Consider the following 24,161-nt stretch of genomic DNA (forward strand, 5'->3'; position numbering starts at 1 on the left):
ATTTATTTGCTTATCGCCATTTATTTGTTCTCGAGCGTGCGCCGCTTCGCCTCGGCATCGATGGTCTCGGCGAGATCGGGATGCCGCGCCATCAGCACGCGAAAGTCGACGAGGTCGAGCACGAGAAGCCGCGACACCTTGGTGGTCGAGACATTGGCGCCGCGCAAATTGTTGCCGAGCAAGGCCATCTCGCCGAAGAAGGCGCCGTCGCCGAGCTGCACCTTCTTGCCGGGCAGGTCGACCTCGACCTCGCCGGCGGCGATGAAGTACATGCAGTCGCCCTGCGTACCCTTGCGGATAATCATGGTGCGCGCCGGCAGCTCCATGGTCCGCAGCATGTGGGTGACGTCGGCGATGGCTGCCGGTCCAAGCGCCGCAAAGAACGGCACCTTGCTGACCGATTCCCAGGTCTTGAGGAAATTGTCGCGCCGGGTCTCCGCGGCAAAGCCGGTCGCCAGGATGCCGGTCCAGAGGCCGAACACGCCGAGGCCGGAGATCATCACCAGCGCGGCCACCATGCGGCCCAGCGGCGTCACCGGCACGACGTCGCCATAGCCCGTCGTCGTCAGCGTCGCGACGGCCCACCACAGCGCTGCCGGCACGCTGCCGAACGTCTGCGGCTGCACGTCCCGTTCCAGGAAATATTCGGCGACCGAGGCCAGGAAGACCACCATCAGGAAGATCACGAGCACGCTGACCAGCGGCCCCGATTCGAGCACCAGCACGCGGCGGAGCTGCCGCAGGCCGGGAATGCCCGGCACCACCTTCAGCACCCAGAGCACGCTGAGCAGCCACGCCGTCCTGGGCTCGATCCCCAGAATCAGCGCGGCCGGCACGGCCAACGCTCCGACTGCGTCGACCAGCCCGGCGGAGGAGGACATGTAGAGTGCCAGGCGCCCCTGTCGTGCCATATGGCGCAGCCGGACCACCCATTCGAACACGAAGTAGATGAGGCAGGTCCAAAGCAGGGCATCGACCCAGCGATGCGCCGTCTCATAGGCCGGGTTGACCGTCAGGAGCACCATGGCGAGCACGCCGACGGTGACGGCCACATAGGCCGCCCTGGTCATGTTGCGGCCGGCCGTGGCGGCCGCGAACTGGGCCAGAGCGGAGATCAGCGGCTTGGACATGCGGGCAGGCGGCTCGGTTTGGTCTTTACGGTCCCCGGCTGGAACCTCGGTGCCAAAGTGCCTGCCCGGGCCGAGGCCGTCAACGACGGGCGCGGCCGTGGGCCACGCGCCGCTACTTGAAATGCGGCGGTTCGTCGTAGCCGCGACGGCTGCTGAAGAACAGCAGCACCATCAAGCCGATGCCGACAAGAACGGAAAAACCGGCCCCCAGCGCCAGCGCCACATAGCCTTCCGTCGGGATCGGCTCGCCCTCGACCGCCATCGCGGAATAAGCGAAATAGCCAACCGCTGCCAACATTCCCAGCAGGAAGATGATGAGGAGTGCACGCATCGCGCGGTCTCCGGTTGATCCGAGAACAAACGGTTGTGGACGGGGACGGTTCCCTGACTAGGGCCCCGGGTCGCTTGTGGGGGAATGACGTCAGCGGCGCCTGAGCGAGCGCCTCGTCCTTCGAGACGACCGCTTCGCGGCTTCCTCAGGATGAGGCTCAGCTGCAACCATCTGCGTTCAATGCTGCCGCATACTCATCCCTCATCCTGAGGGCCCGCCGCAGGCGGGCGTCTCGAAGGATGGCCGCAGCCGAGCTTCGATAGGTCAGGCACTCTGAGCTGTCTTCACCACCACGATGTTACTTTCGTCGTGCTGGGGAGGGGCCACATCCTGTGCGGCCTTCGCGCCCTCGCCGGCATGGCGCTTGAGGTAGTCGCGGCGCATGCCGATCTCGTCGCGGACGAATTCGTAGCCGAGCTTGAACGTGTCGAGCCCGTCGGTACTGATCGTGCCGTCTCTGAGGCCGATGACGGCGCCGCGTAAAATGCCTTCCAGCTCGTCCTGGAGACATTCGAGCTGGTCGAGCGAATGCGCGTGTTCGATCCGCTCGCCGATGTCGAGGATGGCGGTGGAAAGCTCGCTGGCCTTCTCCGGCGCGATCCGGGTGATCTTGGCGTAGATCGCGGCGAAGATCGAGCCGATGACGCTGAGCGCGGCAGCGCCCAGATACATCAGGTCGCTGTACTTATCCATGAACGACTTGGTGTCGTCGTTGATGTAGTCGGCCGCCCCTTGATGCGCCATCACGAAGGCGTCCTTCTCGACGGAGGCGGGCTCGATTCTGCTGGCAAAGCCGCCGTCGAGCCCGAGCGCGGACTTGTTCTCGTAGACGGTGCGCGCGAGCTCCCCGGCCGCCGTCGGCGACATCCGGGATTGGGCGACCAGCAACCATTCGAGACCGATCGTGTCGAGATCGTCGTCGGGAATTTCCGGTGATGCAGACAGCGTGCCCGCCGTCAGCGTCTCGCTGGAAATGCCGGGGATCTTGCGCGCCAGCGCTTTCGCCTCGTCGATCGCATTCAGTGTGAAGCCGCCACGCCTGGCGACCTGCTCATACGCCTTGTCCCGCACCGCCCGCGAGGCGTGGACGATGGCGACGACCGCGCCAAAGCCGCTTGCCGGCGCGAACAGCTTGTCGAGCGTTGCGCCCTGCGGCGCCATCTGGATCTTCGCCGCGTCCGCACCGTCGGGAATGTCGAGGATGCCGCGGACGAAGGCGAGCGAGGATTCGTTCTCGGCGAGGACGGCGACCTTCTTCTTCTTCAGCTCGGCGAGCGACTTGATCTTCTTGTTTCCCGGCCCGAGCAGCAGCACGAGATCGTGCTCGAGGATCGCGAGCGTGCGCGCCCGCAGCGGCACCCTGGCGTCGGTGCGCAGCACCGCGAGGTCGGCCTGCTTGCGGTCGAACTGGGCGATCGCCTTGGCGTTGTCGGCGTTGTTGACGATCTTGATCCGGAAGCGCGAGGCGTTGTTCTTCAGGACGGCGGCGAGCTTGGCTGCGAACAGCGCCTCGTCGCTGTTGGGGGCGCCGACGGCAAAGGTCAGCGTCTCCGAATTGTGCACCAGCATGCGGCCGCCCCAGACGGTGGCAAGCGACAACAGCAGGGTCAGCACGACGTAGAGGAAGACCTGCTGCTGATTGGTCTTGATCACCTTGGGTCGCCGGGGCGGTGGCTCGATCGGCGATGAGGTCGGGCCCTCAGTACTCATGGCAGCACTCTGGCCTTATGCTTTCGGTGGCGGGCGGCTCGCGGATGTGATCGCTGCGGTCGCCCTGTAATTCGTAAACGTCTGAAAAAAGAACGATATTCTCTACTGGCGATGATAGCGCGCAGGCCGCGGAATGCAAATTCCGAGCCGAAGGTAACCTTACTCAACTCGGCCGCGGCGATTGGCCATCCTATCACCAGTTAGCCACAGTTGGCGATTTTCCGGTTCCCCCGGCTGCATTCCGCCGCGGGAGGTGTCATAAATCGCAAGTCCCGGCGATTTGACCGGTCCAGGAAGAGATTGCGCTGAACGCTCCAATTCTTCTTGTCACGTCAACGAGGGCGCCTTGTCGTTTCCACCCCTGTCATCGGCGGTCCCGGTCGAAGCGCTCATTGGTTGGATGTTGCTGCTGACGTTCAAGCACATCATCGCCGATTTCGTCCTCCAGACCGCGTGGATGGCGCACGGCAAGGACCAGAAGCACGGCTGGGCCCTGCCGCTCCTGGTGCACTGCCTGGTTCACCTTGCGGTTGCGCTGCCGCTGATCCTGATCGTCGCGCCGAAATTCTGGTTTGTGGCGTTGATCGACTTCGTGATCCACATCACGATCGACCGCGCCAAGGGCTTCGTCTCGGCCAATTTCGGTGTCGATCTTGCGCATCCCTGGTTCTGGACCCTGATCGGTGTCGACCAGGCCCTGCACCATCTGACCGGCTTCGGCCTCTCCATCTTCATGGCGGCGAACTGAGGGACGGCAACCCTCTGGAGTGGCTGCCGGGCCTGCATGGTTCGAGACGGCGCTTCGCGCCTCCTCACCATGAGGGGTGAGAATCTTTCAGCAGGAACAGACCTCATCCTGAGGGCCCGCCGAAGGCGGGCGTCTCGAAGGATGGCCAGAGAGAAAACCCTTTCCAGCCCATTGATTCGCGGCTCACGCGCAATGACCCCGGGTGACTACCGGGCAGCGTGGTTAACCTTTCGTTAGAGAATTGCACTGCATCTTCCCCCACGAGGGAGAACTGCAATGTTTTCAAGCCGCGATACCTTTGAAGGCGATTCGTGCCCGGTCCGCGACGAACTCCTTGGCGAGATGTACCGCGCCAGCGAGAGTGGCCTGCCGAGGCTGGTTGAAAGTGTTTCCCCTGACGCGCGCGCCAGGCTGGCGCTGTTCTGCTATCGCCGCAGCCATCTGCACTCGCTGGCGGTCGCGATCGCCGGCAGCTGTAACGAGCGCGACCTGATCGAGAATGGCGGCCGTGTCGGCTCGACGCTCTATGCGCTTGCGCGCGAAGGCGCGGCGAAATCCTCGCCGTCGCTGTCCGGTGGCCGCAAGCCGATCACGCTGTCGACCAAGCCGCTCTCGGTGCTCGCGCCGCTGGACGACGAGATCGACGACGAGATCAGCGAAGCCGTCCCGGCCTAAAGCGCGATCGATCGCGCTTTAGCTCTCTATTGGTGCATGATCCGGAAAACCGCTGCACACTTTTCCGGATCATGCGCTGGTCGCCTCGATCACCGGCAGCCCGAATTTCCGTCGCGCCATCGCGCATTCGGCATCGCCCGGCATGCAGGTGCGGCACACCTCCGGCCGCACTGCGTAGATGCCGCACGCGGTCGCTTGTCCGATCTCTCCATGCAACGCTGAACAGCGATCGCCTTCGCAGCGCATGCCGGATTGACGGTCGTTGACGAGCGCTTCGGGAATCGCGGCAAGCTCCTCGTCGCTTTCGATCGAGAAGCGCGGCCAGTTCGCCGAATAGCCGCAGCAGGCGCCGCAACTCTGGCAACAGCTCGAGAGGTCGATGGGGGCGTTCTCATCCATCGTCACGTGTCCTTCACGTATCCTTGGGTGGGCCCCAGACCAGGCTCTGGCGCCATTTCGCGCGCAGCACGTCGCGCCTTTCAGGATATCTCTCGTCGGGATAGCTCGCATCCACCACGCGGTCGGTGCGGAAGCTGCGGAAGTCTCCGCGCAGCTCGCACCAGGCCGCGAGCAGGCGCACGGCTTCGAGATAGCCGATCGAAATCGGCCAGATCATGCGCTCGCTGGCGCGGCCCTGCTCGTCGCGATAGCGCAGCATGATCTTCTTGCCTTCGTGGATCTGGGTGCGCGTGCGTGCCATGTCCAGGCGGTCCGGCTCCCTGTTCCAGCTCGGCCGGGCCCGGCTTGCCGGCTCCAGCACGAAGGGACGCAGGCGCTCAGGGACAGTGTCGGCGATCTTGGCCATCAAGTCTTCAGCCGCACGCGCCAGCGCGGGATCGGCATGGCCGGCGACCCATTGCGCGCCCAGCACCGCCGCCTCGATCTCGTCGGGTGTCAGCATCAAAGGCGGCAGATCAAAACCCTTTTCCAGGATGTAGCCCATGCCGGCTTCGCCGCGGATCGGCACGCGCTGGCCGATCAGCGTGGCGATGTCGCGATAGATCGTGCGTTTCGAGGTCTCGAGCTCGGCCGCGATGGCGTCCGCCGTCAGCGGCTTACGCGTGCGCCTCAGCACCTGGATGATTTGAAACAGCCGGTCGGCGCGTCTCATGACGGGTCTCTTGTCGGTGGTTTTTCAGAAGGTGGCGCGCGGCTGCTGACAGGATGTTGGCAGCAGGGGAGTTCTATACCGGGTCAACACGTCGACTGAAGAGGATTTGTCCATGATCATTCCAACTCATTTCGGCCCGGCCGCTGCGCTGTGGCGGACCCAGCCTTTACGAGTCCCTGCTTTGCAAGTCCGAGCTTGGTACGCATGGGCGTTCGGCCGCCTCGTATCCCTTGATCTCATGGTCGTCGACCTCCGCCTTGCGCTCGAGACCGTGGTGACTCGCTTCCTGGTCCAGGCCGCGGACGCGCTGGTCCGTCATGTCATGGCCCGCGCCTGGCGGGGGGCCCGTTTCGCAGAAGATATCACGGCTGCTGCCACCATGGTGGCAGCAGCCCGCGGCTAAGTTCCCTCAACTCTTTCGGTCGTTTCAGGAGAGCCTTCATGATCACGCTTTACGGCTTTGGCGCCGGCTTCGGCCTGCCGGAAATCAGCCCCTTCGTCACCAAGACGGAGGTGCAGCTCAAGATGGCGGGACTGCCCTACCGGAAGGAGCGGGCGATGCCGCCCGCCTCTCCCAAGGGGCAGCTGCCTTTCATCGACGATGGCGGCGAGGCGGTGGCCGATTCCACCTTCATCCGCGCCCATATCGAGCGCCGCTACGGCTTCGATTTCGACGCCGGTCTGTCGCTCGTCGAGCGCGCGCAGGCTTGGGCATTCGAGCGCATGATCGAGCATCACGTTTATTTTGCGCTGGTCGGGGCGCGCTGGGTCGATCCGGTCAACTTCGCCAAGGGGCCCGCGCATTTCTTCGACGGCGCGCCGGAGCACAATCGCGAGAAGTTGCGCGAGGACGCGCAATTCCGTGTCGCCGAGAACTACCTGCTCTCCGGATTAGGCCGCCACGCGCCCGATGACGACGTCGATCTCGCCGTGCGCTCGCTGTTTGCGCTCTCGGTTCAGCTCGGCGACAAGTCCTATCTGATGGGCAAAAAGCCCTGCGGCGTCGATGCCACCGCCTTCGGTGCACTCGCCGGGATCCTGACGCCGTTTTTCGAATCCACGCTGCGCCGTCGCGCCGAAGGATTTCCGAACCTCACCGCTTATGTCGACCGGATGATGGACATTTACTATCCGGAGTTCGCCTGGACCCCGCTGCGGCAGGCGGCCTGACGACAGCGCGCCCGCAGGCTCGGTGCACCTCTCCCGCTTGCGGGAGAGGTCGACACGCTCGCAGAGCGTGGCGGGTGAGGGCTATCTCCTCTGGGGGGCTTTGCCCGTAGACCTCAGACAATCCCAATGCGGAGGCACCCTCACCCCAACCCTCTCCCGCAAGCGGGAGAGGGGGCGCAGCGACACCGGAGGTGCGGCTCGCTCATACAGCCAAAACAAAAGAGCCGGCCCATCGGGCCGGCTCTCGTCGTCTCAATCCTGCCGCTGCGTCTATTTCACCAGCATGTACTTGCCGTTCTTCACCGTGAGCAGGATGCGCGAGCGCTCGTCGAGGCCGTAGCGATCCTTCTCGGTGAAATTGTAGACACCCTGGCTCGCCGCAAGCTCCTTCTCCGACAGCAGCGCCTGGCGGATCGCTTCGCGGAATTCCGGCGTGCCGGGCTTCGCCGTCTTGAGTGCCGCCGGGATGATGCGCTTGAGAATCTCGAACGCGTCGTAAGAGTGACCGGCGAACTGGCTGCGGCTGTTCGGGCCGTACTTGGCTTCATAGGCCGAGTTGAGCGCGAGGCCCGGCTTCTTGGTGGCGGCTTCGTCCGGCTGGTCCTCGGGATCCATGACGGGACCAGAGGCCATCAGCACGCCTTCCGCCGCTTTGCCGGCGATGCGGATGAAGTCCATGCTGGCGGCGCCGTGGGTCTGGTAGATCAGGCCCTGATAGCCACGCTCGCGCAGCTCGGTCTGCGGCAGCGCGGCGGCGGTGCCGGAAGCGCCGACCAGAATGGCGTCGGGATTCGCCGCCACGAGCTTCAGCACCTGTCCGGTCACCGAGGTATCGGGGCGAGCGAAGCGCTCCTCGTCGGCGATGGTTATGCCCATCGGCACGGCCTGCGCCTTCAAATCGTTGAACCAGAGGTCGCCATAGGAGTCGGAATAGCCGATATAGCCGACGGTCTTCACGCCCTTGGCCTTCATGTGGTTGTACAGCACCTTGCCCACGATCGGGATCGGCTGCGGCATCGCCACCGACCACTTCATGCGCTCCGGTGTGATCGGGAACGGCGCCAGGCCGAAATGCGGAATGCCGGCTTCGTTGGCGACGTTGGACACCGCGATGGTCGGCGGCGTCAGCGCCGAGCCCATGATGATGTCGGCCTTGGATTCGGTCACGAAGCGGCGGGCGTTGGTGGTCGCGGTGGTGGGATCGCCGCCGTCGTCGAGCACGATCACCTTCAGCGGAACGCCGCCGATCTCCTTCGGCACGAACTCCAGCGCATTGCGCTCGGGAATGCCCAACGCTGCGCCCGGGCCGGTCGTGGTGGTGGTGATGCCGATGGTGACCTCGGCGGTCTGGGCCAGCGCGGGCACGGCCGGCAGCGCAAGCGCGGCCGCGGTGACGGCAGCGGTCAGGTAAAAGCGTTTCATCTATTCCTCCCTTTATGTGTTTCTTTGAAAGCAGAAATCGGGGGGTAATTCAGCCCCCTCTTTTGGCGATGTGGCGATTTAGCTCCGGGCCTCGCTCCCCGTGAATTTGGTTACCATTTCCGCAGGAAACGGTGCCGATTTCAGTTTGTCGGGGTTAACGGGGTCGCGGCCGACCAGGACACGGGTCTCGAAACCCTCGATCGCCAGCGCCTCGCCCTTGTAGACGCTGTGCTTCACCTCGAAGCTCGAGCGCTTGATGCTCTCGACCTTCGTTTCGATGGTGATCCAGTCGCCGTAAGTCGAGGGGATGTAGAACTTGGCGCGCGTGTCGACCATGGGAATGCCCACCAGGCCGTATTTCTTGACCAGGTCCTGCTTGGAGAACCCGGCGACCTCGAACAGGGTCGACGTCGAATCGTCGAATATCGCGAAATAACGCGGGTAATAGACGATGTTGGCGGGGTCGCAGTCACCCCACTGGATCTGGACGTCGCGCCGGTTCACGAACATATGTCGCGCCCTATTTCGGTGCCATGCGCAGCGAGCCGTCGAGGCGCACCACTTCGCCGTTCAGGTAGGAATTCTCGACCATGTGCAGGGCGAGCGCGGCGAACTCGTCGGCGTGGCCGAGCCGGCGCGGGAACGGGATTGCGGCGGCGAGTGAGTCCTGGGCTTCCTGCGGCAGGTTGGCGAGCAGCGGCGTGAGGAACAGGCCGGGCGCGATCGTCAGCACGCGGACGCCGAACTGCGCCAGCTCGCGCGCGATCGGCAGCGTCATGCCGACGATGCCGCCCTTCGAGGCCGAATAGGCCGATTGCCCGATCTGACCGTCATAAGCGGCAACGGACGCCGTGTTGATGATGACGCCGCGCTCGCCGGTTGCCTGCGGCTCGAGTTTGGACATCTCGTTCGCGGCAAGGCGAAGCATGTTGAAGGTGCCGATCAAATTGACCTTGATCACCTTGTCGAAATCGGCGAGCGCCATCGGGCCGTCGCGGCCGACGACGCGCTTGGCAACGCCGATGCCGGCGCAATTGACCAGCACGCGCGCGGGTCCATGGGCCTTGGTCGCCTGGGCGATCGCCGCCTCAGCGGAAGCCGCATCGGAAACATCGCAGGTCACCGCGACGCCCTTGATCTCGGCGGCCACGGTTTCCGCGAGCTTGGCATTGAGGTCGCACACCGCGACCTTGGCGCCCTGCGCCGCCAGCTTTCGCGCGGTCGCCGCGCCCAGTCCCGACGCGCCGCCCGTGACGATGACAGCCTGATCCTTCAACAACATGGCGTTCTCCCTGTAGTTTTCTTACCCGACCGATATCACACGGTCCGATGGATTGGCAGCGTAGAGCTCCTCGATCAGCAGGCTGCGATGCTCGAGCACCGCGCGCTGGTTGATCGAGCCCTTGTCGGTGACTTCGCCCTTGTCGATCGAGAGTGGCGTGTCCATGAGGATCGCGCGCGTGATCCGCGTCGAGGAGCCGGTAGCCGCGCCGAGAAAGCGGGTCAGCCGTTCGCGAAATGCCTCGCGCACCAGCCGGTCGCGGGTCGCGACGACGAGATCGTCGGTCGGCAGCGTCGGGTTGATCAGCCGGCAGCCGTCGAGATCGAGCACGACGAGCGCGGAGACCTCGTCACGGTTGATGCCGGCGATGACGACGTCGCGCACCAGCGGTGCGCAGGCCGCAACGAAGCGCGCGCGCAACGGGCCGACGCTGACCCAGGTGCCGCTGCCGAGCTTGAAATCCTCACCGATGCGGCCGTCGAAATCGAAGCCGGCATTGAGATCGTCGGGATCGACGGGCTTGAGGGCATCGCCCAGCTTGTAGAAGCCCTCTTCGTCGAACGAATTTGCGGTGATGTCGGGCTGGCGCCAGTAGCCGGGCATCACGTTCGGCCCTTTGCAACGAACTTCCATCTTGCCGTTGTTCGGCACCAGCTTGGCGTCGTTGCCGGATACGGGAAGCCCGACATGGCCGGAGCGGCTGGTGCGCGGGTTGACCGACATGAAGAACGGCGCGGTCTCGGTCGCACCTAAACCGGTCAGCATCGGCACGCGGTAGCCTTTTTCCTTTACCGCGAGCTCGTCGAGGCTGTTCCAGACGAACGGCGACAGCGCCGCGCCCGAGAAGAACATCGCGTGCAGCCGGTCGAAGAATTTTGCGCGCAGGCCCTGGTCGTCGCGCAGATAAGGCAGCAGCGACTCGTAGCCCTTGGGGACGTTGAAATAAACCGTCGGCGAAATCTCCTGGAGATTGCGTACGGTTTCCTCGATGCCTCCAGGCACCGGCTTGCCGGCATCGAGATACATCGAGCCGCCATTGTAGAGCGTCAGCCCGATATTGTGGTTGCCGCCAAAAGTGTGATTCCAGGGCAGCCAGTCGATGATGACGGGCGGCTCGTCCTTGAGGAAGGCGAGCGTCTCGCGCAGCATCACCTGATTGGCGCAGATCATGCGCTGGGTGTTGATGACCGCCTTGGGGTTGCCGGTCGAGCCCGAGGTCAACAGGAATTTCGCGATGGTGTCGGGGCCGATCTTGCCGTGGATCTCCTCCAGATCGGCGCGGATCGGCGTCGCCATGAGGTCGGCGAGCAAAGTGACGTCGCGGCCCGGCACGCGGCCGTAGGACGCCGCGATCTCGGTGCCGAGCGAGACGTTGGCCGCGAGCGCGTCGGCGAACTTGTCGGCGTCCTCGGCGAAGACGAGGCCGGGCGTCAGCAGCTTCATCAAATAGGAGAGCTTGCCGTAATCCTTCGACACCAGCGAATAGGCCGGCGACACCGGGCAGAACGGAACGCCGGCATAGAACGCGCCGAACGCCAGCAATGCGTGGTCGATCGAATTGCCGGAGAGGATGACGACCGGCCGTTCCGCCGACAACCCGCGCGCAATGAGCCCTGAGGCGATGTGCCGGCTCGCGGCGAGCAGCTCGGCGTAGCTGATCTTGCGCCAGAAGCGGCCGCCTTCGCGCTCGGCCATGAAGACGCGATCCGGCGTCGCGCTCGCCCAGTGATGCAGGCGGTCGGTGATGCGGGCCGGATAGTCGCCGAGCGGCTGTTTGGGCCGCAGGTAAATCGTGCCGTCGTCGCGCCGCTCGATATTCACGACGGGATCGCCGAATGAAATGGGCCGCAGCGGGGAAGTGCTCGCGCCGCGCTCCATGCTGGAAGAGGACGACGGCTGCGCGCTCATGATTTCGGCTTCACCTTTGCGGTCTTGTGTTCGAGGAACTCGCGAATCCTGCGCTTGGCTTCCTTGTCGCTCTGCGCCACCGTCGCCATCAGCGACTCCATCAACAGGCCGGTCTGCGGATTGGCCTCCGCGATCATCGGGAGCGCCTGGAGCACGGCGAAATTGGTTAGCGGCGCGTTGGAGGCGACCTTGGTCGCAAGCTCCATCGCCTTGCCGAGGCCGTTGCCGGCTTCCGTGACATATTGCGCAAAGCCGTAGGAGGTGCCTTCGGTCGCGGAATAGACGCGGCCGGTCAGCATCATGTCCATCATCCTGGCGACGCCGATCAGGCGCGGCAGGCGCACCGAACCGCCGCCACCGACGAAGATGCCGCGCTGCCCCTCCGGCAGCGCGAAATAGGTCGAGGGTTCGGCGACGCGGATATGCGCCGCACAGGCAAGCTCCAGCCCGCCGCCGATCACGGCGCCTCTGAGCGCCGCGATCACGGGCACCCGGCTGTACTGGATGCGGTCGAACACCCGGTGCCACATCTGGGAATGGAGAAGGCCGCCGGTGGCGTCATGGTCGGTCAGTTCGGAGAGGTCGAGACCGCTGGAGAAATGGTCGCCGATGCCGTGGATGACGACCGCGCCGATATCCTCGGGCAGGGACGCAAAACACTCGCCGATCTCCAGGATGATGCCGTCGTTGAGTGCATTGCGCTTCGCCGGCCGATTGAGGCCGACGGTCAAAACCCGATCCGCCCGCTCGATCTTTAATAGCCCGGAGGCGCCCGCGTCAGCGGTCTCGGCGTTTCCCTGTGTCATTTGCGTCCTTGTCAGAATAGTTATGTTGTATAACGAATTCAGGGGGAGTCAATACGGCTGACAGCGGGGAAGCCGATCCATAGTCCGGAAAAGGGACGACAGTCCGGCTGCAGCGCCCGGACCCGAATGCCGATGCGCAAAGATTGGGATGAATATCGCAGACGCCGATGCTATCCGGCCGCTACGCCGCCTTGGTTCCGCTTTGGGGTTGCGCCACAAGATTGATACCCATGGCGTGGAGAACTTTTATCACAGTGCCGAATTCGGGTTTGGCCTCGCCGCCAAGCGAGCGATACAAGTTCTCGCGGGATAGACCGGCCTTTTCGGCAATGGCGCCCATGCCCTGAGAGCGGGCTACGGCGCCGATTGCCATCGTTATTGCGGACGGATCGTCGGATTCAAAGGCTTCGGTGAGATAGGCCGCAATCATCTCGGGGCTGTCGAGGTACTCCGCAGCATCAAATGATTTCACTTTTGCCATTGCTCAGACCTCCAATTCGCTCGCGATCTTCTTTGCCAACGCTATGTCCGCCGGCTGAGAGCCTTTATCGCCCCCGCAAAGGAGAACAATGATCTCCTCGCCTCGGGCAACGTAGTAGATCCGGTAGCCGGCGCCCTCATGGACTCTCATTTCGCTGATGCCGCCTCCGATCGGAGCAACGTTTCCGGGATTGCCGAGCGCCAGCCGATCGATCCGGGCGAGGATTTTTGCTTTCGCTCTCCGGTCTCGCAGGTTTCTAAGCCAGTCAGAGAATTCGTCGGTTCTCTTGATCGTTGGCATTTGTAGCGTATACGCTACAGATGCCGTACTGTCAATGGACTAGCCGGTCCTTGGGTGCGGCGCGCGTTCACATCACCTGATGCACGTCGATCACGACGCGATCCGCATGCCGCGCTGCTGAACCGACAAAAATGTGCTGCATCAGCCAGCGGTAGTTCTCGTGCCCCGTTTCGAATTTCGGCACGGTGCGGAAATAGATCAGTTTGGGATCCACCGGCTCGCCGCGCTTGAGCTTTTGCAACAGCTCGACCGGGCCGAAGCGCATGCCCTTGTTCTCGACATAGACGACGGCGCCGTCGTCGGTTTCGAACGCGTACTTCGCTTCGAGATCGATCAGCTCATTCGGGCGGATGGTCTGGAAGTCGGCACCGAACGGCAGCACGCGGCCGGTGATCGCGCCCGTCACCTCGCCGCCGATGATCGGGATGATGCGGCGAATGCCGATGCCGGTCTCGCCGGCGGTGACGACGTCGCCGATGCGTGCGGTAACGGTGAAGACGTATTTGGTTTCCAGTACGGGTATGGTCATCGCTTCACCTCATCAATGCGCCATCATCCGCGTCGGCAGCCACGTCGCCAGCAGCGGGAAGGCGATCAGGATCACCAGGCGCACGAGGTCTGTCGCCACGAACGGAATCACGCCCTTGAAGATGGTGGAGAAGGAGACGTCCTTCACCACGCTCTTGATGACGAAGACGTTCATGCCCACCGGCGGATGGATCAGGCCGAGCTCGACCGTCATGACGATGATGACGCCGAACCAGATCGGGTCGAAACCGAGATGCATGATCACGGGGAAGATGATCGGCACGGTGAGAATGATCATCGCCATGGCGTCCATCAGGCAGCCGAGCACGAGATACATCACCATGATCAGCGCCAGCACGCCGTAGGGGCCGAGACCGAGGCCGGTGAGGAATTCCGTCACCTTCTGCGGGGTCTGCGTCACCGTGAGGAAATAGCCGAAGATCAGTGCGCCGATCAGCACGGTGAACACGGCGGCCGCCGTGCGCGTCGCCTGGAGCAGCGAGGCCAGAATCTTCTCGCGGTCGAGGCGGCCGGTCGCCACGCCGATGATGAAGGCGCCGGCAGCGCCGACGCCGCCCGCTTCCGTCGGCGTGAAGCGCGGCAGATAGGGCAGGCCGTAAAGGCCGCCGATCACGAACACGAACAGCAGCACCGGCGCCCAGATGTCCTTCAGGCCGGCGAAGCGCTCGCGCCACGGCAGCACCTTGCCCTTGGGCAAAAAGTCCGGCCGGAAATAGCCGATCAGGAAGATCGTGATCATGTACATGGTCATCGCCAGGATGCCCGGGATGATGCCGGCGATGAACAGCTTGCCGATGTCCTGCTCGGTGATGATGCCGTAGACGGCGAGCACGGTGGACGGCGGCAGCATCGCGCCCAGCGTGCCGCCGGCCGCGATCACGCCGGTGGCAAACGACTGCGGATAGCCGAAACGGCGCATCTCGGGGTACGCGACCGCTGAGAAGGTCGCGGCGGTCGCGACCGAGGAGCCGCAGATCGCGGCAAAGCCGCCGCAGGCGCCGACGGTGGCGATGCCGAGTCCGCCGCGCAAATGGCCGACAAAGCCGTTGGCGGCGCGGAACAGCTCACGGCTCATGCCGGAATTGCTGACGAAGGAGCCCATCAGCAAGAACATCGGAATGACGCCGAAGGTGTAGTCGGTCACCGTGCGCATCGATGTCTGGCCGACCAGCTTCAGCGCCGGTGTGGCGCCGACCAGATAGGAGAAGCCGGAGACGCCGACGAGGCCCATGGCCATGCCGACGGGCACGCGCAGCAGCATCAGGGCGAACAGGGAAACAAAGCCGATAACGGCGACGGCATCGGTGCTCATGATTACTCCGTCGCCTTCAGCTTGGGGTCGTGCATCTCTTCGGGATGGAAGATCAACCGGTAGGTGCGGATCGCGATCAGCAGCACGGCCGAGACGTCGCCGATCCAGGCGATCGCGAAGAACGGCCAGGTCGGCATGTGCATGTCGAAGGTCTGGACGTTGTCGTTGTAGGTGCCGCGCACCTTGTCGAACAGCGTCCAGGTCTGCACCGTCACGACGAACAGCAGCACCAGTGTCGCGAAAACGTCGATCCAGCGCTGGTAGCGCGGCCCGACATTGCCCCAGACCAGATCGACCGTGATGTGGGTGCCGCGATAGGAGGTTGCGGCGATGCCCCAGAAGATGAGGATGCCGAGCAGCATGCGGCCGATGTCGAAACTATCGGGGATCGCATAGTTCAGCGTGTTGCGCAGCAGCACCGAGAGAAAGATGTCGAGCGCGACGATGCCGACGAAAGCCGCGGCGATCCATTCGATCGAATCGATAACGCGATCCATCCAGCTGCGCTTCATGGGAGCTTCCTAAGAGATATCATCTTCAGGCGGGAAAGGGAGAGGACGCGCGGTGCGCTCCTCACGTCCCGGCCCGCTTGCAGAACAACGGCGGCGAGATGCATCCCGCCGCCGCATGTGTTTCGACAAAGAGCTACTCCGCCAGCGCGTTGTATTTCTTCAGCGAGGCCTTCAGCTCGCTAAGCGCCGCGTCCGGATCCGCGCCGGCCTTCTTCGCGCCGTCGGACCAGGTCTTCACCAGCGGCTCGGCGGCCTTCTTCCAGGCGGCGGTCTGCTCGGGCGTCAGCTTGTAGACCTCGTGGCTGGTCTCCGCCTTGACCTTGTCGATGCCGGCATCCTCGAACTTGCCCCAGTGCTCGCCGACCACGCCTGCCATCTCGACCGTGCAATTCTTGTCGATCGCCGCCTTCTGCTTGTCGGACATCGCATTGTACTTGTCCTTGTTCATGACGAACACGAAGGTCGTGGTGTAGAGCGGCGCCTCCATGTCGTATTTGGTCACCTTGTCGATGCCGAACAGCACCAGCGAGCCCCAGGGAAAGGTGACGCCGTCGGCGACGCCGCGCTCGATGATGTCGCGCACTTCGGGCGCGGAGGACTGCACATTGGTGCCGCCGAGCGAGGTGACGAAATTCGCCATGGTGGCGTGGGCGGGGCGGATCTTCAGGCCCTTCACGTCCTCCGGCATCACGATCTTCTTGGTGCGGGAGTGGAAGGAGGAGGGCGAATGGACGAAGGCGAGGCAGTATTTGACGTCCTTCATCTCCTTCTCGGCGTATTTGCGATACCAAGCGTCCAGCCCCATCGAGCCGCCCTTGGCGTCCGAGATCAGGAACGGCAGCTCGCCGGCGCCGATGATCGGGAAACGGCCGGGCTGGTAGCCGGGATTGACGTAGGTGACGTCGGCGATGCCGTCGCGCGCCATATCGTAATGGTCGAAGGCCTTGCCCATCTGCTGGGCCGGGAACACCTTGCCCTTGATGGTGCCGCCGGAATCCTTCTCGACCGCGGCTGCCCAATCCTCGAGCGATTTCTGCAGCGGATGCGAGGCCGGCACCCAGTGCGAGATCTTCAAATCGAAGGTCTTGTCCTGCGCGAACGCAGGGGTCACGCTTGCTGCCAGCAGCAACGCCAGACAGGCTTTCCTCATCACGCGTCTCTCCCTCTTTTGACGGCGGGCTTCGATGGCCCGGTCTCGTTAATTAACATGTTATCTAATTGGCCGGCGCGTTCAAGCCGGAACTGGCGCGGCGTGCCGCCGCGCACTCCCTTTTGCCCAACCGTTATATGATATAATTATCGTGCGCGGACGGCTGCGACAAGCGAGCCGCGACGAAAGCCTACAGGATCGGGAGGAGCAAGTATTGCGGACAAAAGTCGCAATCATCGGGGCAGGGCCGGCTGGATTGTTGCTTGGGCAACTGCTGCACCGATACGGCATCGACAATGTCATTCTGGAGCGGCAGAGCCCGGATTATGTGCTCGGCCGCATCCGTGCCGGGCTGCTGGAGGAGGGAACCGTTGCGCTGCTCGACCAGATCGGCGCCGGCGCACGGGCGCATGCCGAAGGGCTGGTGCATGAAGGGATCGAGCTCGCCTTCTCGGGGCGCCGGCACCGCATCGACATGAAGGCTGCGACCGGCAAGACGGTCATGATCTACGGCCAGACCGAGGTCACGCTGGATCTGATGAATGCGCGCACGGCCGCCGGCCTCACCTCGATCTACGAGGCCAGGGACGTGCAGCCGCATGATTTCGACGGCAGTCACCCGCGCGTAACCTACGTGAAGGATGGCGTTACCCACACCATCGATTGCGATTTCATCGCCGGCTGCGACGGCTTTCACGGCGTCAGCCGCGCCAGCGTTCCGGCTTCGGCGATCGAGGAGTTCGAGCGCATCTACCCGTTCGGCTGGCTCGGCATCCTCTCGGAGACGCCGCCGGTCAGCCACGAGCTGATCTATTCGAACCACGCCCGCGGCTTTGCGCTGTGCACCATGCGCTCGACCAGACGCAGCCGCTACTATGTACAGTGCGCGCTCGACGACCATGTCGACCAATGGCCGGACGACCGTTTCTGGGACGAGCTCAAGCGCCGGCTCGACCAGGACGCCGCGGACAGCCTCGTCACGGGCCCCTCGATCGAGAAGAGCATTGCGCCGCTGCGCAGCTTCGTCGCCGAGCCGATGCGTTTCGGCAAGTTGTTCCTGTGCGGCGACGCCGCCCATATCGTGCCGCCGACCGGCGCCAAGGGGCTGAACCTGGCCGCGAGCGACGCGCATTATCTGTCGAGTGCGTTCCGCGAGTTCTACGATGAAAAATCCAGCGCCGGCATTGATGGCTATTCGGCGAAGGCACTGGCGCGGGTCTGGAAGGCCGTGCGCTTCTCCTGGTGGATGACCTCGATGCTGCACAAATTCCCCGACACCGGCACGATCGGCGCGCGCATCCAGCTCGCGGAGCTCGATTACGTCACGCACTCGCAGGCCGCGATGACGTCGCTATCGGAGAATTACGTGGGGCTGCCGTTTTAGAGCCATACTGCCTCCAAGTCGTCATTGCGAGCGAAGCGAAGCAATCCAGGGTGTCTCCGCGGAAAGACTCTGGATTGCTTCGTCGCAAGGGCTCCTCGCAATGACGGCGGAGTCCGTTTGAAACACCCGCGCAAATGCCGTCTAAAACTTTGTAGGTGATGCAACTGTCACGTCCGCCGCGTTCAATGGCGGCAGCCACCATTGCGAGACAAGACATGACCAGCACCGACATTCCCGCCGGCTTCGAGCCGCATTTCCGCAAAGCGCCCCTCACCGACCCCTGGGAGCCGCTTTACTCCAGGAAGACCGACAACGGCGTCACCGTGGGATTGCGGCTGGCAAAGCCGCACACCAACGCGCGCGGGCTGATCCATGGTGGCCTGATCGCCGCGCTGGCCGATGCCGCCATGGGTTACAGCTGCGCGCAGGCGACGGGCTGGACCACCTCGTTGGTCACGATCTCGCTGTCGGTCGACTATGTCGGCGCCGGCGAGATCGGCCAATGGCTCGCGGTCGAGGGTGAGGCGATCAAGACCGGTAGCACCATCTGCTTCGCGCAGTGCCTCGCGAAGGCCGACGGCGCCGTGATCGCGCGTGCCAGCGGCACCTTTCGCGTCGTGCCGAAGAAGGGGTGACGTCTCCGTGCCCCGGACGCAGCGCAGCGCTCTTGCGTTGCGCTGCAGAGCCGGGGCCCATTCATCCACGCGCAAAGAACTGGGTCCCGGCTCGCGCTGCGCGCGTCCGGGATACGAGATCTACCCAAACCTCCACTCCGCGGTCTCCACCACGAGATCGACGAAGGCGCGCACCTTGGCGGAGAGCAGGCGCGAGGTCGGGTAAACGATGTGGATCGGCAGCGCCGGCTGCTCGTAGTTCGCCAGCACGATCTTGAGCCTCCCGCGCCGCAAGCCTTCGGCGGCCTGATAGGCCAGCACCCGGGTCAGGCCGCCGCCGGCCTCGGCATATTGCAGGGCGGCGTCGGCGCTGTTGCTGGCGAACCGCGGATTCGGCGCCACCTCGATATCGCGGCCGTCCTGCACGAACCGCCAGTTCGCAGATGCACCGAACGCGATGGTCTCGTGCGTAAGCAATGCCTCCGGCGCTTTCGGCTCGCCATGCCGCTTGAGATAGCCTGGCGTCGCCACCACGATCCGCCGCATCTCGCCGACCTGGCGCGCGACGAGGGAGGAGTCGGAGAGATGGCCGATCCGCACCGCGACGTCGACGGCATCTTCCACGAGATTGACCATGTTGTCCGACAGCCGCAATTCGCAGGCGACCTCGGGATAGCGCTTGAGGTAGGCGATCATGACAGGCCCGACATGAAGCCGGCCGAAGCCGACCGGCGCCGACACCACCAGCCGCCCGCTCGGCCGGTTGCGCTCCTCCCGTGCAGAGCCGTCGGCCTCCTCGACATCGGCGAGGATGCGACGCGCACGCTCAAGATAGCGCGTGCCCACGTCGGTCAGCCCCACCTGCCGGGTGGTCCGCTGCAACAGCCGCGCGCCGAGATGCTCCTCCAGCGCCGCGATCAGCCGCGTCACCGCGGAGGGGGACAGCCGCAGCTTTCGTGCCGCCGGTGCGAAGCCGCGCAGGTCGGCGACGGTGACGAAAACATGCATGGCTTCAAGGCGGTCCATGGCATTGTTGCATATACCGCAATGATGAAGTGTCAAGCGGCCTGATTGTTTTAGCCGGTGAAAAGTCCATTTTAGATGGCGAAGACGCAGGGATGCGCCGGGATTTCAGGAGATGCTCCGATGACGGCAACTCACACCTACGCTAGCGACGTGGCATTCACGCCGGCGGTTAAGTCGATCCAGACCCGAAAGGGATCACGCGAAGGCTATGCTCATGCCGAGCAGCGCGGCTGGCGCACCGAGGTCGATGAGAACCTCGCGGCGTTCCTGGCCGACGCCAACAGCTTTTATCTCGCCACCGCCTCGGCCGACGGCCAGCCCTACATCCAGCATCGCGGCGGCCCGAAGGGCTTCTTGAAGGTGCTGGACAAGCAGACGCTGGCTTTCACGGACTACGCCGGCAATCGGCAATACATCACGCAGGGAAACCTGTCCGAAAATCCCAGGGCTTACATCTTCGTGATGGACTACGCCCATCGCCGCCGGGTGAAGATCTGGGGCGAGGCGCGGGTGGTCGAGGACGACGAGGCGCTGACGACATCGCTGATGCCGAAAGGCTATCGCGCCCGGCCCGAGCAAGTGATCCTGTTCAAGATCGAAGCGTGGGACACGAACTGCCCGCAGCACATCCCGCAGAAGTTCGACGCGTCGGATGTTGCGGCGGCGCTGGCGGCAAGGGATGCGAAAATCGCGGAGCTGGAAGCGGAGGTCGCGGCGCTGAAGGGGGAGACGAAGTCACCATCCAGTGAAAGCTAGAGCGGCTTGCGCGGTGCACCCTCTCCCCTTGCGGGAGAGGGTGGCTCGTCGCGGAGCGACGAGACGGGTGAGGGGTCTCTCTCCGCAGCCGATGGTCCCACGTCGTCATTCGCGGAGAGAACCCCTCCGGTGCTTCGCGCCACCTTCTCCCGCAAGGGGAGAAGGAAGGCGAGTTCGCGGCGACGTTACAACCCGTTCGCGGCTTCGTGCTGGAAGCCGAGATAGCTGGCGGCGACGCGCTCGTTCGCCGCGATGTCGCTGGCCTTGCCGCTGAGCACGAACTCCCCGAGCTCCATGACGTAGGCCTGATCCGCGATCTTGAGCGCGGCCTGGGCGTTCTGCTCGACCAGCAGCACGGAGACGCCGGCGGCGCGCAGTTCGGTGACGATGCGGAAAATGTCGGCGACGATGATCGGGGCGAGGCCGAGGCTCGGCTCGTCCAGCATCAGGAGCTTGGGATCGCCCATCAGTGCGCGGCCCATTGCGAGCATCTGCTGCTCGCCGCCGGAGAGCGTGCCGGCGAGCTGCTTGCGCCGCTCCTTGAGACGCGGAAACAGCGTGTAGACCCGCTCCATCGAGGTTTTCGCCTTGCTTCTCTCGATGCGGAAGGCCCCTAACTCGAGATTGTCCTCGACATTCATGGTCACGAACAATTCGCGGTGCTCGGGAACGAGGCCAAGCCCCATGGCAACGCGGTCCTCGATGTCGAGCCGCGACAGGTCCTGACCTGCGAATGAAACGCGCCCCTTCAGCGGCAAGATGCCGATGATGGCGGAAAGCAGCGTGGTCTTGCCGGCGCCGTTGGCGCCGACGATTGTGACGATCTGGTTTTGGCCGACTTCGAGCGAGACCGAGCGCACAGCCTCGACCTTGCCATAGGCGACATGGGCGTCGGCGACGGACAACAGCGCGCTCATGCCGCCACTCCGAGATAGGCCTTGATCACTTCGGGATTGGTCTTGATCGTGGCCGGCGTTCCTTCCGCGATCTTGGTGCCGAAATCGAGCACCACGATGCGGTCGGCGAGGTTCATGACGAAGCCCATGTCGTGCTCGACAAGCAGCACGCTCATGCCGCCGTCGCGCAGCTCCCGCAGCAGCGTCGCGAGCTGCTGCTTCTCCATGTGGCGCAGGCCGGCCGCCGGCTCGTCGAGCAGCAGCAGCATCGGATCGACGCACAACGCACGGGCGATCTCGACGATGCGTTGCTGTCCCAGCGACAGCGAGCCTGCGAGCTGATGCATCTGCTCGCCAAGTCCGACGCGCTCGATCTGGCGGGCGGCTTCGGCGAGCAGCTTTGCCTCATCAGTGCGGTCGAGCCGCAGCATCGACGAGATCGGCCCCGAATGGCCGCGCAGATGGGCGCCGATCGCGACGTTTTCCAGCACGGTCATGTCGGGCACCAGCTTGACGTGCTGGAAGGTGCGGGAGATGCCGAGCTTGACGATCTCCTGCGGTGGCGCCCTGTCGACCTTGTTGCCGAGCACCGAGATCGAGCCCGAGCTGGCCGACAGCACGCCGGTGATCAGATTGAAGGTGGTGCTCTTGCCGGCGCCGTTGGGGCCGATCAGCGCGACGATCTCGCGAGCCTGAACGTCGAAGGAGACGTTGTTCACCGCGACCACGCCGCCAAATTGCTTCCGGGCCTTCTCGACCTGAAGCAGCACGCTGGATTGGCCGGGGGAGCGGGTGCGCTGCTCCAGTTTCAACGTAGTGTCCGGCTTCTTGCCATTGGTGCGTTGGGGCAGGAACGACATCAGCCAAGGCCAGACGCCGCCGGGCGCGAGCTGGAGCAGCGCCACCAGCATGATGCCGAACACGATGGTTTCGACCTGGCCGGAGCCGGGCAGGATCAGCGGCAGGTAACTCTGCAGCACTTCCTTCAGGACCACGACGAGCGCTGCGCCCAGGACGCCGCCCCAGACATAGCCGGCGCCGCCGACCACGGCGATGAAGAGATATTCGATGCCGGCCTGCGCGCCGAACGGCGTCGGGTTCACCGCGCGCTGAAGATGGGCGTAGAGCCAGCCGGAGAGGCCGGCGAGCACGGCGGCATGGATGAACACCAGCATTTTTGCCCGCGGCGTGTGCACGCCGAACGCCTCGGCCGCGACATGGCCGCGCCGGAGCGCGCGGATGGCGCGGCCGGTGCGGGAGTCCAGCAGGTTCATCGTGAGCAGCGCCGAGAGGATCACGGCGACCCAGATCGCGTAGTAGATCGAGCCGGGCGAGAGCATTTTGAACGAGCCGATCGACAGCGGCGGGATCGCCGAGATGCCGTCGTTTCTTCCCAAAAATTCCAGCTTGCTGAAGAGATAGAACAAGCCGAGTCCCCAGGCCAGCGTGCCGAGCGGCAGATAATGGCCGGAGAGACGGACCGTGACGAGGCCGAGCAGCACCGCCAGCAATCCGCTGACCACCAGCGACAGCGGCAGCGTCAGCCAGGGCGACATGCCGTAGGTCGTCGACAGCACCGCGGTGGTGTAGGCGCCGAAGCCGACGAAGGCCGCTTGTCCAAACGAGGTCAGGCCGCCGACGCCGGTGAGCAACACGAGACCCATCGCGACGAGGGCCGCGAGGCCGATATTGTCGAGCAGCACGATCCAGAACGGGGGCATGCCCGGAACAAACGGGATCGCCGCCATGATCAGCGCGAAGATGAGGATGGGGAGCCGGCTCTGCATCTTGGCGTCAGTCCTTCTCTTCCTCGACCGCAGGCGCCGCGAGCGAGCGCAGCAGCAGCACGGGAATCAAGAGCATGAAAACGATCACCTCCTTGTAGTTGGAGGCATAGAAGGACGAGAACGCCTCGACGATGCCGACGACCAGCGCCGCGACGGCGGTGAGGGGATAGCTGACAAGCCCGCCGATGATGGCGGCGACAAAGCCCTTCAGGCCGATCAGGAAGCCCGAGTCGTAATACAGCGTCGTGATCGGCACGATCATGATGCCCGACAGTGCACCGATGACGGACGCCAGCAGGAAGGCGATCTGCCCGGACAGCGTGGTGCGGATGCCGACAAGCCGGGCACCGAGCCGGTTCACGGCGGTCGCGCGCAGCGCCTTGCCGTAAAGGGTCAGCCCGAAGAACAGCCACAGCCCGACGATAAAGGCGATGGTAATGCCGTAGACGGTGATGCTCTGGCCTGTGAAGCGCAGCGCGCCGGTGGTGAAAGACCCCGACAGTACGGCAGGTCCGCGCTGACCTTCGGCGCCGAAGAACAATAGGCCCAATCCCTGAAGCGCGAGGTGGACGCCCACCGAGGCGATCAGCAGCACCAGCACCGAGGTGTGCGCCAGCGGCTGGAATGCGATGCGGTAGAGAAACAGGCCGATCATCGCCACGATCACCAGCGACAGCGCGATGCAGACCGCAACCGGCGGCTTCTCGGCGGCGTAGTAGACGGTCAGCGCCAGCACGACGGCCGGTAGCACGATGTTGGTCAGGATGCTGCGTAGGATCAGGCGCCCGTGCAGCGCCTTGCGCGCCGCGAACAGGTCGAACGCGAAGGCGCCGATGCCCAGGGCGAGCGCGAGTTTCGCCGTGCCCGGCATCTGGCCCGCGGCCAGCGAGGCGTAGGTCAGCGCGCCATAGGTGACGAATTCGCCTTGGGGAATGAGGATGACGCGGGTGACGGCGAACACCAGCACCAGCGCCAGGCCGAGCAGCGCATAAATCGCGCCATTGGTGATGCCGTCCTGCAGCAGGAACAGCATGATGGTGGTATTCAAGACCGGACGCTCCCCCTCAAAGATTCAGGACCGGTCCCCTGATAGTCGTGGAC

At 64.3% G+C, this 24,161-nt stretch carries 27 protein-coding genes; 7 read left to right on the forward strand and 20 right to left on the reverse strand.

Annotated features, from left to right (window positions below; translation table 11 throughout):
• Positions 1–20: 20 nt before the first annotated feature.
• The 3 genes from AC0L2F_RS09485 to AC0L2F_RS09495 form a co-directional block, all read right to left on the reverse strand.
• Complete coding sequence (locus tag AC0L2F_RS09485; RefSeq protein WP_063994634.1) at positions 21–1,130, reverse strand: cyclic nucleotide-gated ion channel; 1,110 nt, start codon at positions 1,128–1,130, stop codon at positions 21–23.
• A 112-nt stretch (positions 1,131–1,242) separates the two neighbouring features.
• The gene (locus AC0L2F_RS09490; RefSeq protein ID WP_007605264.1) at positions 1,243–1,461 is read right to left on the reverse strand and encodes a hypothetical protein; all 219 of its coding nucleotides are present in this window, start codon (positions 1,459–1,461) and stop codon (positions 1,243–1,245) included.
• Between the two features lie 264 nt (positions 1,462–1,725).
• Positions 1,726–3,171: a TAXI family TRAP transporter solute-binding subunit gene (locus AC0L2F_RS09495; protein WP_063994635.1), complete on the reverse strand. Its 1,446-nt coding sequence runs from the start codon at positions 3,169–3,171 to the stop codon at positions 1,726–1,728.
• 400 nt (positions 3,172–3,571) lie between these two features.
• On the opposite strand from AC0L2F_RS09495, the gene AC0L2F_RS09500 reads away from it, so the two are divergent.
• Positions 3,572–3,919 (forward strand): DUF3307 domain-containing protein, encoded by a 348-nt coding sequence (locus AC0L2F_RS09500; RefSeq protein WP_063994636.1) that lies wholly within the window; start codon positions 3,572–3,574, stop codon positions 3,917–3,919.
• A gap of 276 nt (positions 3,920–4,195) precedes the next feature.
• A complete protein-coding gene (locus AC0L2F_RS09505; protein WP_007599645.1) occupies positions 4,196–4,594 on the forward strand; it encodes a hypothetical protein in 399 nt (132 codons plus the stop codon).
• 69 nt (positions 4,595–4,663) lie between these two features.
• Here AC0L2F_RS09505 and AC0L2F_RS09510 read toward each other — a convergent pair whose 3' ends face one another.
• Together AC0L2F_RS09510 and AC0L2F_RS09515 are read right to left on the reverse strand one after the other, a co-directional pair.
• On the reverse strand, positions 4,664–4,993 hold the full coding sequence (locus AC0L2F_RS09510) for a YkgJ family cysteine cluster protein (protein ID WP_063994637.1): 330 nt from the start codon (positions 4,991–4,993) through the stop codon (positions 4,664–4,666).
• A 13-nt stretch (positions 4,994–5,006) separates the two neighbouring features.
• Entirely contained in the window at positions 5,007–5,705 is a 699-nt protein-coding gene (locus AC0L2F_RS09515; protein ID WP_007599649.1) for a helix-turn-helix transcriptional regulator, read from the reverse strand.
• Between the two features lie 112 nt (positions 5,706–5,817).
• Between AC0L2F_RS09515 and AC0L2F_RS09520 the strand changes: the two genes are divergently transcribed.
• Positions 5,818–6,108 carry a hypothetical protein gene (locus tag AC0L2F_RS09520; RefSeq protein WP_063994638.1) on the forward strand — a complete coding sequence of 97 codons (291 nt, stop codon included), beginning with the start codon at positions 5,818–5,820 and terminating at the stop codon, positions 6,106–6,108.
• 38 nt (positions 6,109–6,146) lie between these two features.
• Positions 6,147–6,875, forward strand: coding sequence for a glutathione S-transferase family protein (locus tag AC0L2F_RS09525; RefSeq protein WP_473248216.1), 729 nt, complete (start codon positions 6,147–6,149; stop codon positions 6,873–6,875).
• A gap of 270 nt (positions 6,876–7,145) precedes the next feature.
• Here the strand turns inward: AC0L2F_RS09525 and AC0L2F_RS09530 are convergent, their stop codons facing one another.
• The 11 genes from AC0L2F_RS09530 to AC0L2F_RS09580 form a co-directional block, all read right to left on the reverse strand.
• Positions 7,146–8,297, reverse strand: coding sequence for an ABC transporter substrate-binding protein (locus tag AC0L2F_RS09530; RefSeq protein ID WP_007605276.1), 1,152 nt, complete (start codon positions 8,295–8,297; stop codon positions 7,146–7,148).
• A 78-nt stretch (positions 8,298–8,375) separates the two neighbouring features.
• A complete protein-coding gene (locus AC0L2F_RS09535; protein ID WP_473248217.1) occupies positions 8,376–8,807 on the reverse strand; it encodes an acyl-CoA thioesterase in 432 nt (143 codons plus the stop codon).
• Positions 8,808–8,817: 10 nt separating this feature from the next.
• A complete protein-coding gene (locus AC0L2F_RS09540; RefSeq protein ID WP_473248218.1) occupies positions 8,818–9,579 on the reverse strand; it encodes an SDR family NAD(P)-dependent oxidoreductase in 762 nt (253 codons plus the stop codon).
• A gap of 21 nt (positions 9,580–9,600) precedes the next feature.
• Positions 9,601–11,487 carry a feruloyl-CoA synthase gene (locus tag AC0L2F_RS09545; protein WP_473248219.1) on the reverse strand — a complete coding sequence of 629 codons (1,887 nt, stop codon included), beginning with the start codon at positions 11,485–11,487 and terminating at the stop codon, positions 9,601–9,603.
• A complete protein-coding gene (locus AC0L2F_RS09550; RefSeq protein WP_007605285.1) occupies positions 11,484–12,293 on the reverse strand; it encodes a crotonase/enoyl-CoA hydratase family protein in 810 nt (269 codons plus the stop codon). Before AC0L2F_RS09550 ends, AC0L2F_RS09545 begins: the two co-directional genes overlap by 4 nt.
• 181 nt (positions 12,294–12,474) lie before the next feature.
• Entirely contained in the window at positions 12,475–12,774 is a 300-nt protein-coding gene (locus AC0L2F_RS09555) for an addiction module antidote protein (RefSeq protein WP_007605286.1), read from the reverse strand.
• 3 nt (positions 12,775–12,777) lie between these two features.
• On the reverse strand, positions 12,778–13,074 hold the full coding sequence (locus AC0L2F_RS09560) for a type II toxin-antitoxin system RelE/ParE family toxin (protein WP_473248220.1): 297 nt from the start codon (positions 13,072–13,074) through the stop codon (positions 12,778–12,780).
• Between the two features lie 67 nt (positions 13,075–13,141).
• The gene (locus tag AC0L2F_RS09565) at positions 13,142–13,603 is read right to left on the reverse strand and encodes a DUF3237 domain-containing protein (RefSeq protein ID WP_473248221.1); all 462 of its coding nucleotides are present in this window, start codon (positions 13,601–13,603) and stop codon (positions 13,142–13,144) included.
• A gap of 12 nt (positions 13,604–13,615) precedes the next feature.
• Positions 13,616–14,935, reverse strand: a complete 1,320-nt coding sequence (locus AC0L2F_RS09570; protein ID WP_007599671.1) for a TRAP transporter large permease — start codon at positions 14,933–14,935, stop codon at positions 13,616–13,618.
• 2 nt (positions 14,936–14,937) lie between these two features.
• Positions 14,938–15,447 (reverse strand): TRAP transporter small permease, encoded by a 510-nt coding sequence (locus AC0L2F_RS09575; protein ID WP_007599673.1) that lies wholly within the window; start codon positions 15,445–15,447, stop codon positions 14,938–14,940.
• Positions 15,448–15,580: 133 nt separating this feature from the next.
• Entirely contained in the window at positions 15,581–16,597 is a 1,017-nt protein-coding gene (locus tag AC0L2F_RS09580) for a TRAP transporter substrate-binding protein (RefSeq protein WP_473248222.1), read from the reverse strand.
• A 214-nt stretch (positions 16,598–16,811) separates the two neighbouring features.
• Between AC0L2F_RS09580 and pobA the strand changes: the two genes are divergently transcribed.
• Positions 16,812–17,981 (forward strand): 4-hydroxybenzoate 3-monooxygenase, encoded by a 1,170-nt coding sequence (gene pobA / locus AC0L2F_RS09585; protein ID WP_473248223.1) that lies wholly within the window; start codon positions 16,812–16,814, stop codon positions 17,979–17,981.
• A gap of 215 nt (positions 17,982–18,196) precedes the next feature.
• Positions 18,197–18,616 (forward strand): PaaI family thioesterase, encoded by a 420-nt coding sequence (locus AC0L2F_RS09590; RefSeq protein WP_018458472.1) that lies wholly within the window; start codon positions 18,197–18,199, stop codon positions 18,614–18,616.
• A gap of 120 nt (positions 18,617–18,736) precedes the next feature.
• Here AC0L2F_RS09590 and AC0L2F_RS09595 read toward each other — a convergent pair whose 3' ends face one another.
• Complete coding sequence (locus AC0L2F_RS09595; RefSeq protein WP_473248224.1) at positions 18,737–19,621, reverse strand: LysR family transcriptional regulator; 885 nt, start codon at positions 19,619–19,621, stop codon at positions 18,737–18,739.
• A 120-nt stretch (positions 19,622–19,741) separates the two neighbouring features.
• On the opposite strand from AC0L2F_RS09595, the gene AC0L2F_RS09600 reads away from it, so the two are divergent.
• Positions 19,742–20,377 (forward strand): pyridoxamine 5'-phosphate oxidase family protein, encoded by a 636-nt coding sequence (locus AC0L2F_RS09600; protein ID WP_473248225.1) that lies wholly within the window; start codon positions 19,742–19,744, stop codon positions 20,375–20,377.
• Between the two features lie 185 nt (positions 20,378–20,562).
• Here AC0L2F_RS09600 and AC0L2F_RS09605 read toward each other — a convergent pair whose 3' ends face one another.
• From AC0L2F_RS09605 to AC0L2F_RS09615, 3 genes are read right to left on the reverse strand one after another with little or no spacing between them, the layout of a single operon-like run.
• The gene (locus tag AC0L2F_RS09605) at positions 20,563–21,294 is read right to left on the reverse strand and encodes an ABC transporter ATP-binding protein (RefSeq protein ID WP_007605299.1); all 732 of its coding nucleotides are present in this window, start codon (positions 21,292–21,294) and stop codon (positions 20,563–20,565) included.
• The gene (locus tag AC0L2F_RS09610) at positions 21,291–23,060 is read right to left on the reverse strand and encodes a branched-chain amino acid ABC transporter ATP-binding protein/permease (RefSeq protein WP_473248226.1); all 1,770 of its coding nucleotides are present in this window, start codon (positions 23,058–23,060) and stop codon (positions 21,291–21,293) included. Before AC0L2F_RS09610 ends, AC0L2F_RS09605 begins: the two co-directional genes overlap by 4 nt.
• Before the next feature lie 7 nt (positions 23,061–23,067).
• Complete coding sequence (locus AC0L2F_RS09615) at positions 23,068–24,108, reverse strand: branched-chain amino acid ABC transporter permease (protein ID WP_007605304.1); 1,041 nt, start codon at positions 24,106–24,108, stop codon at positions 23,068–23,070.
• Positions 24,109–24,161 lie beyond the last annotated feature (53 nt).

The sequence above is a fragment of the Bradyrhizobium sp. Ken64 genome, assembly GCF_055807555.1.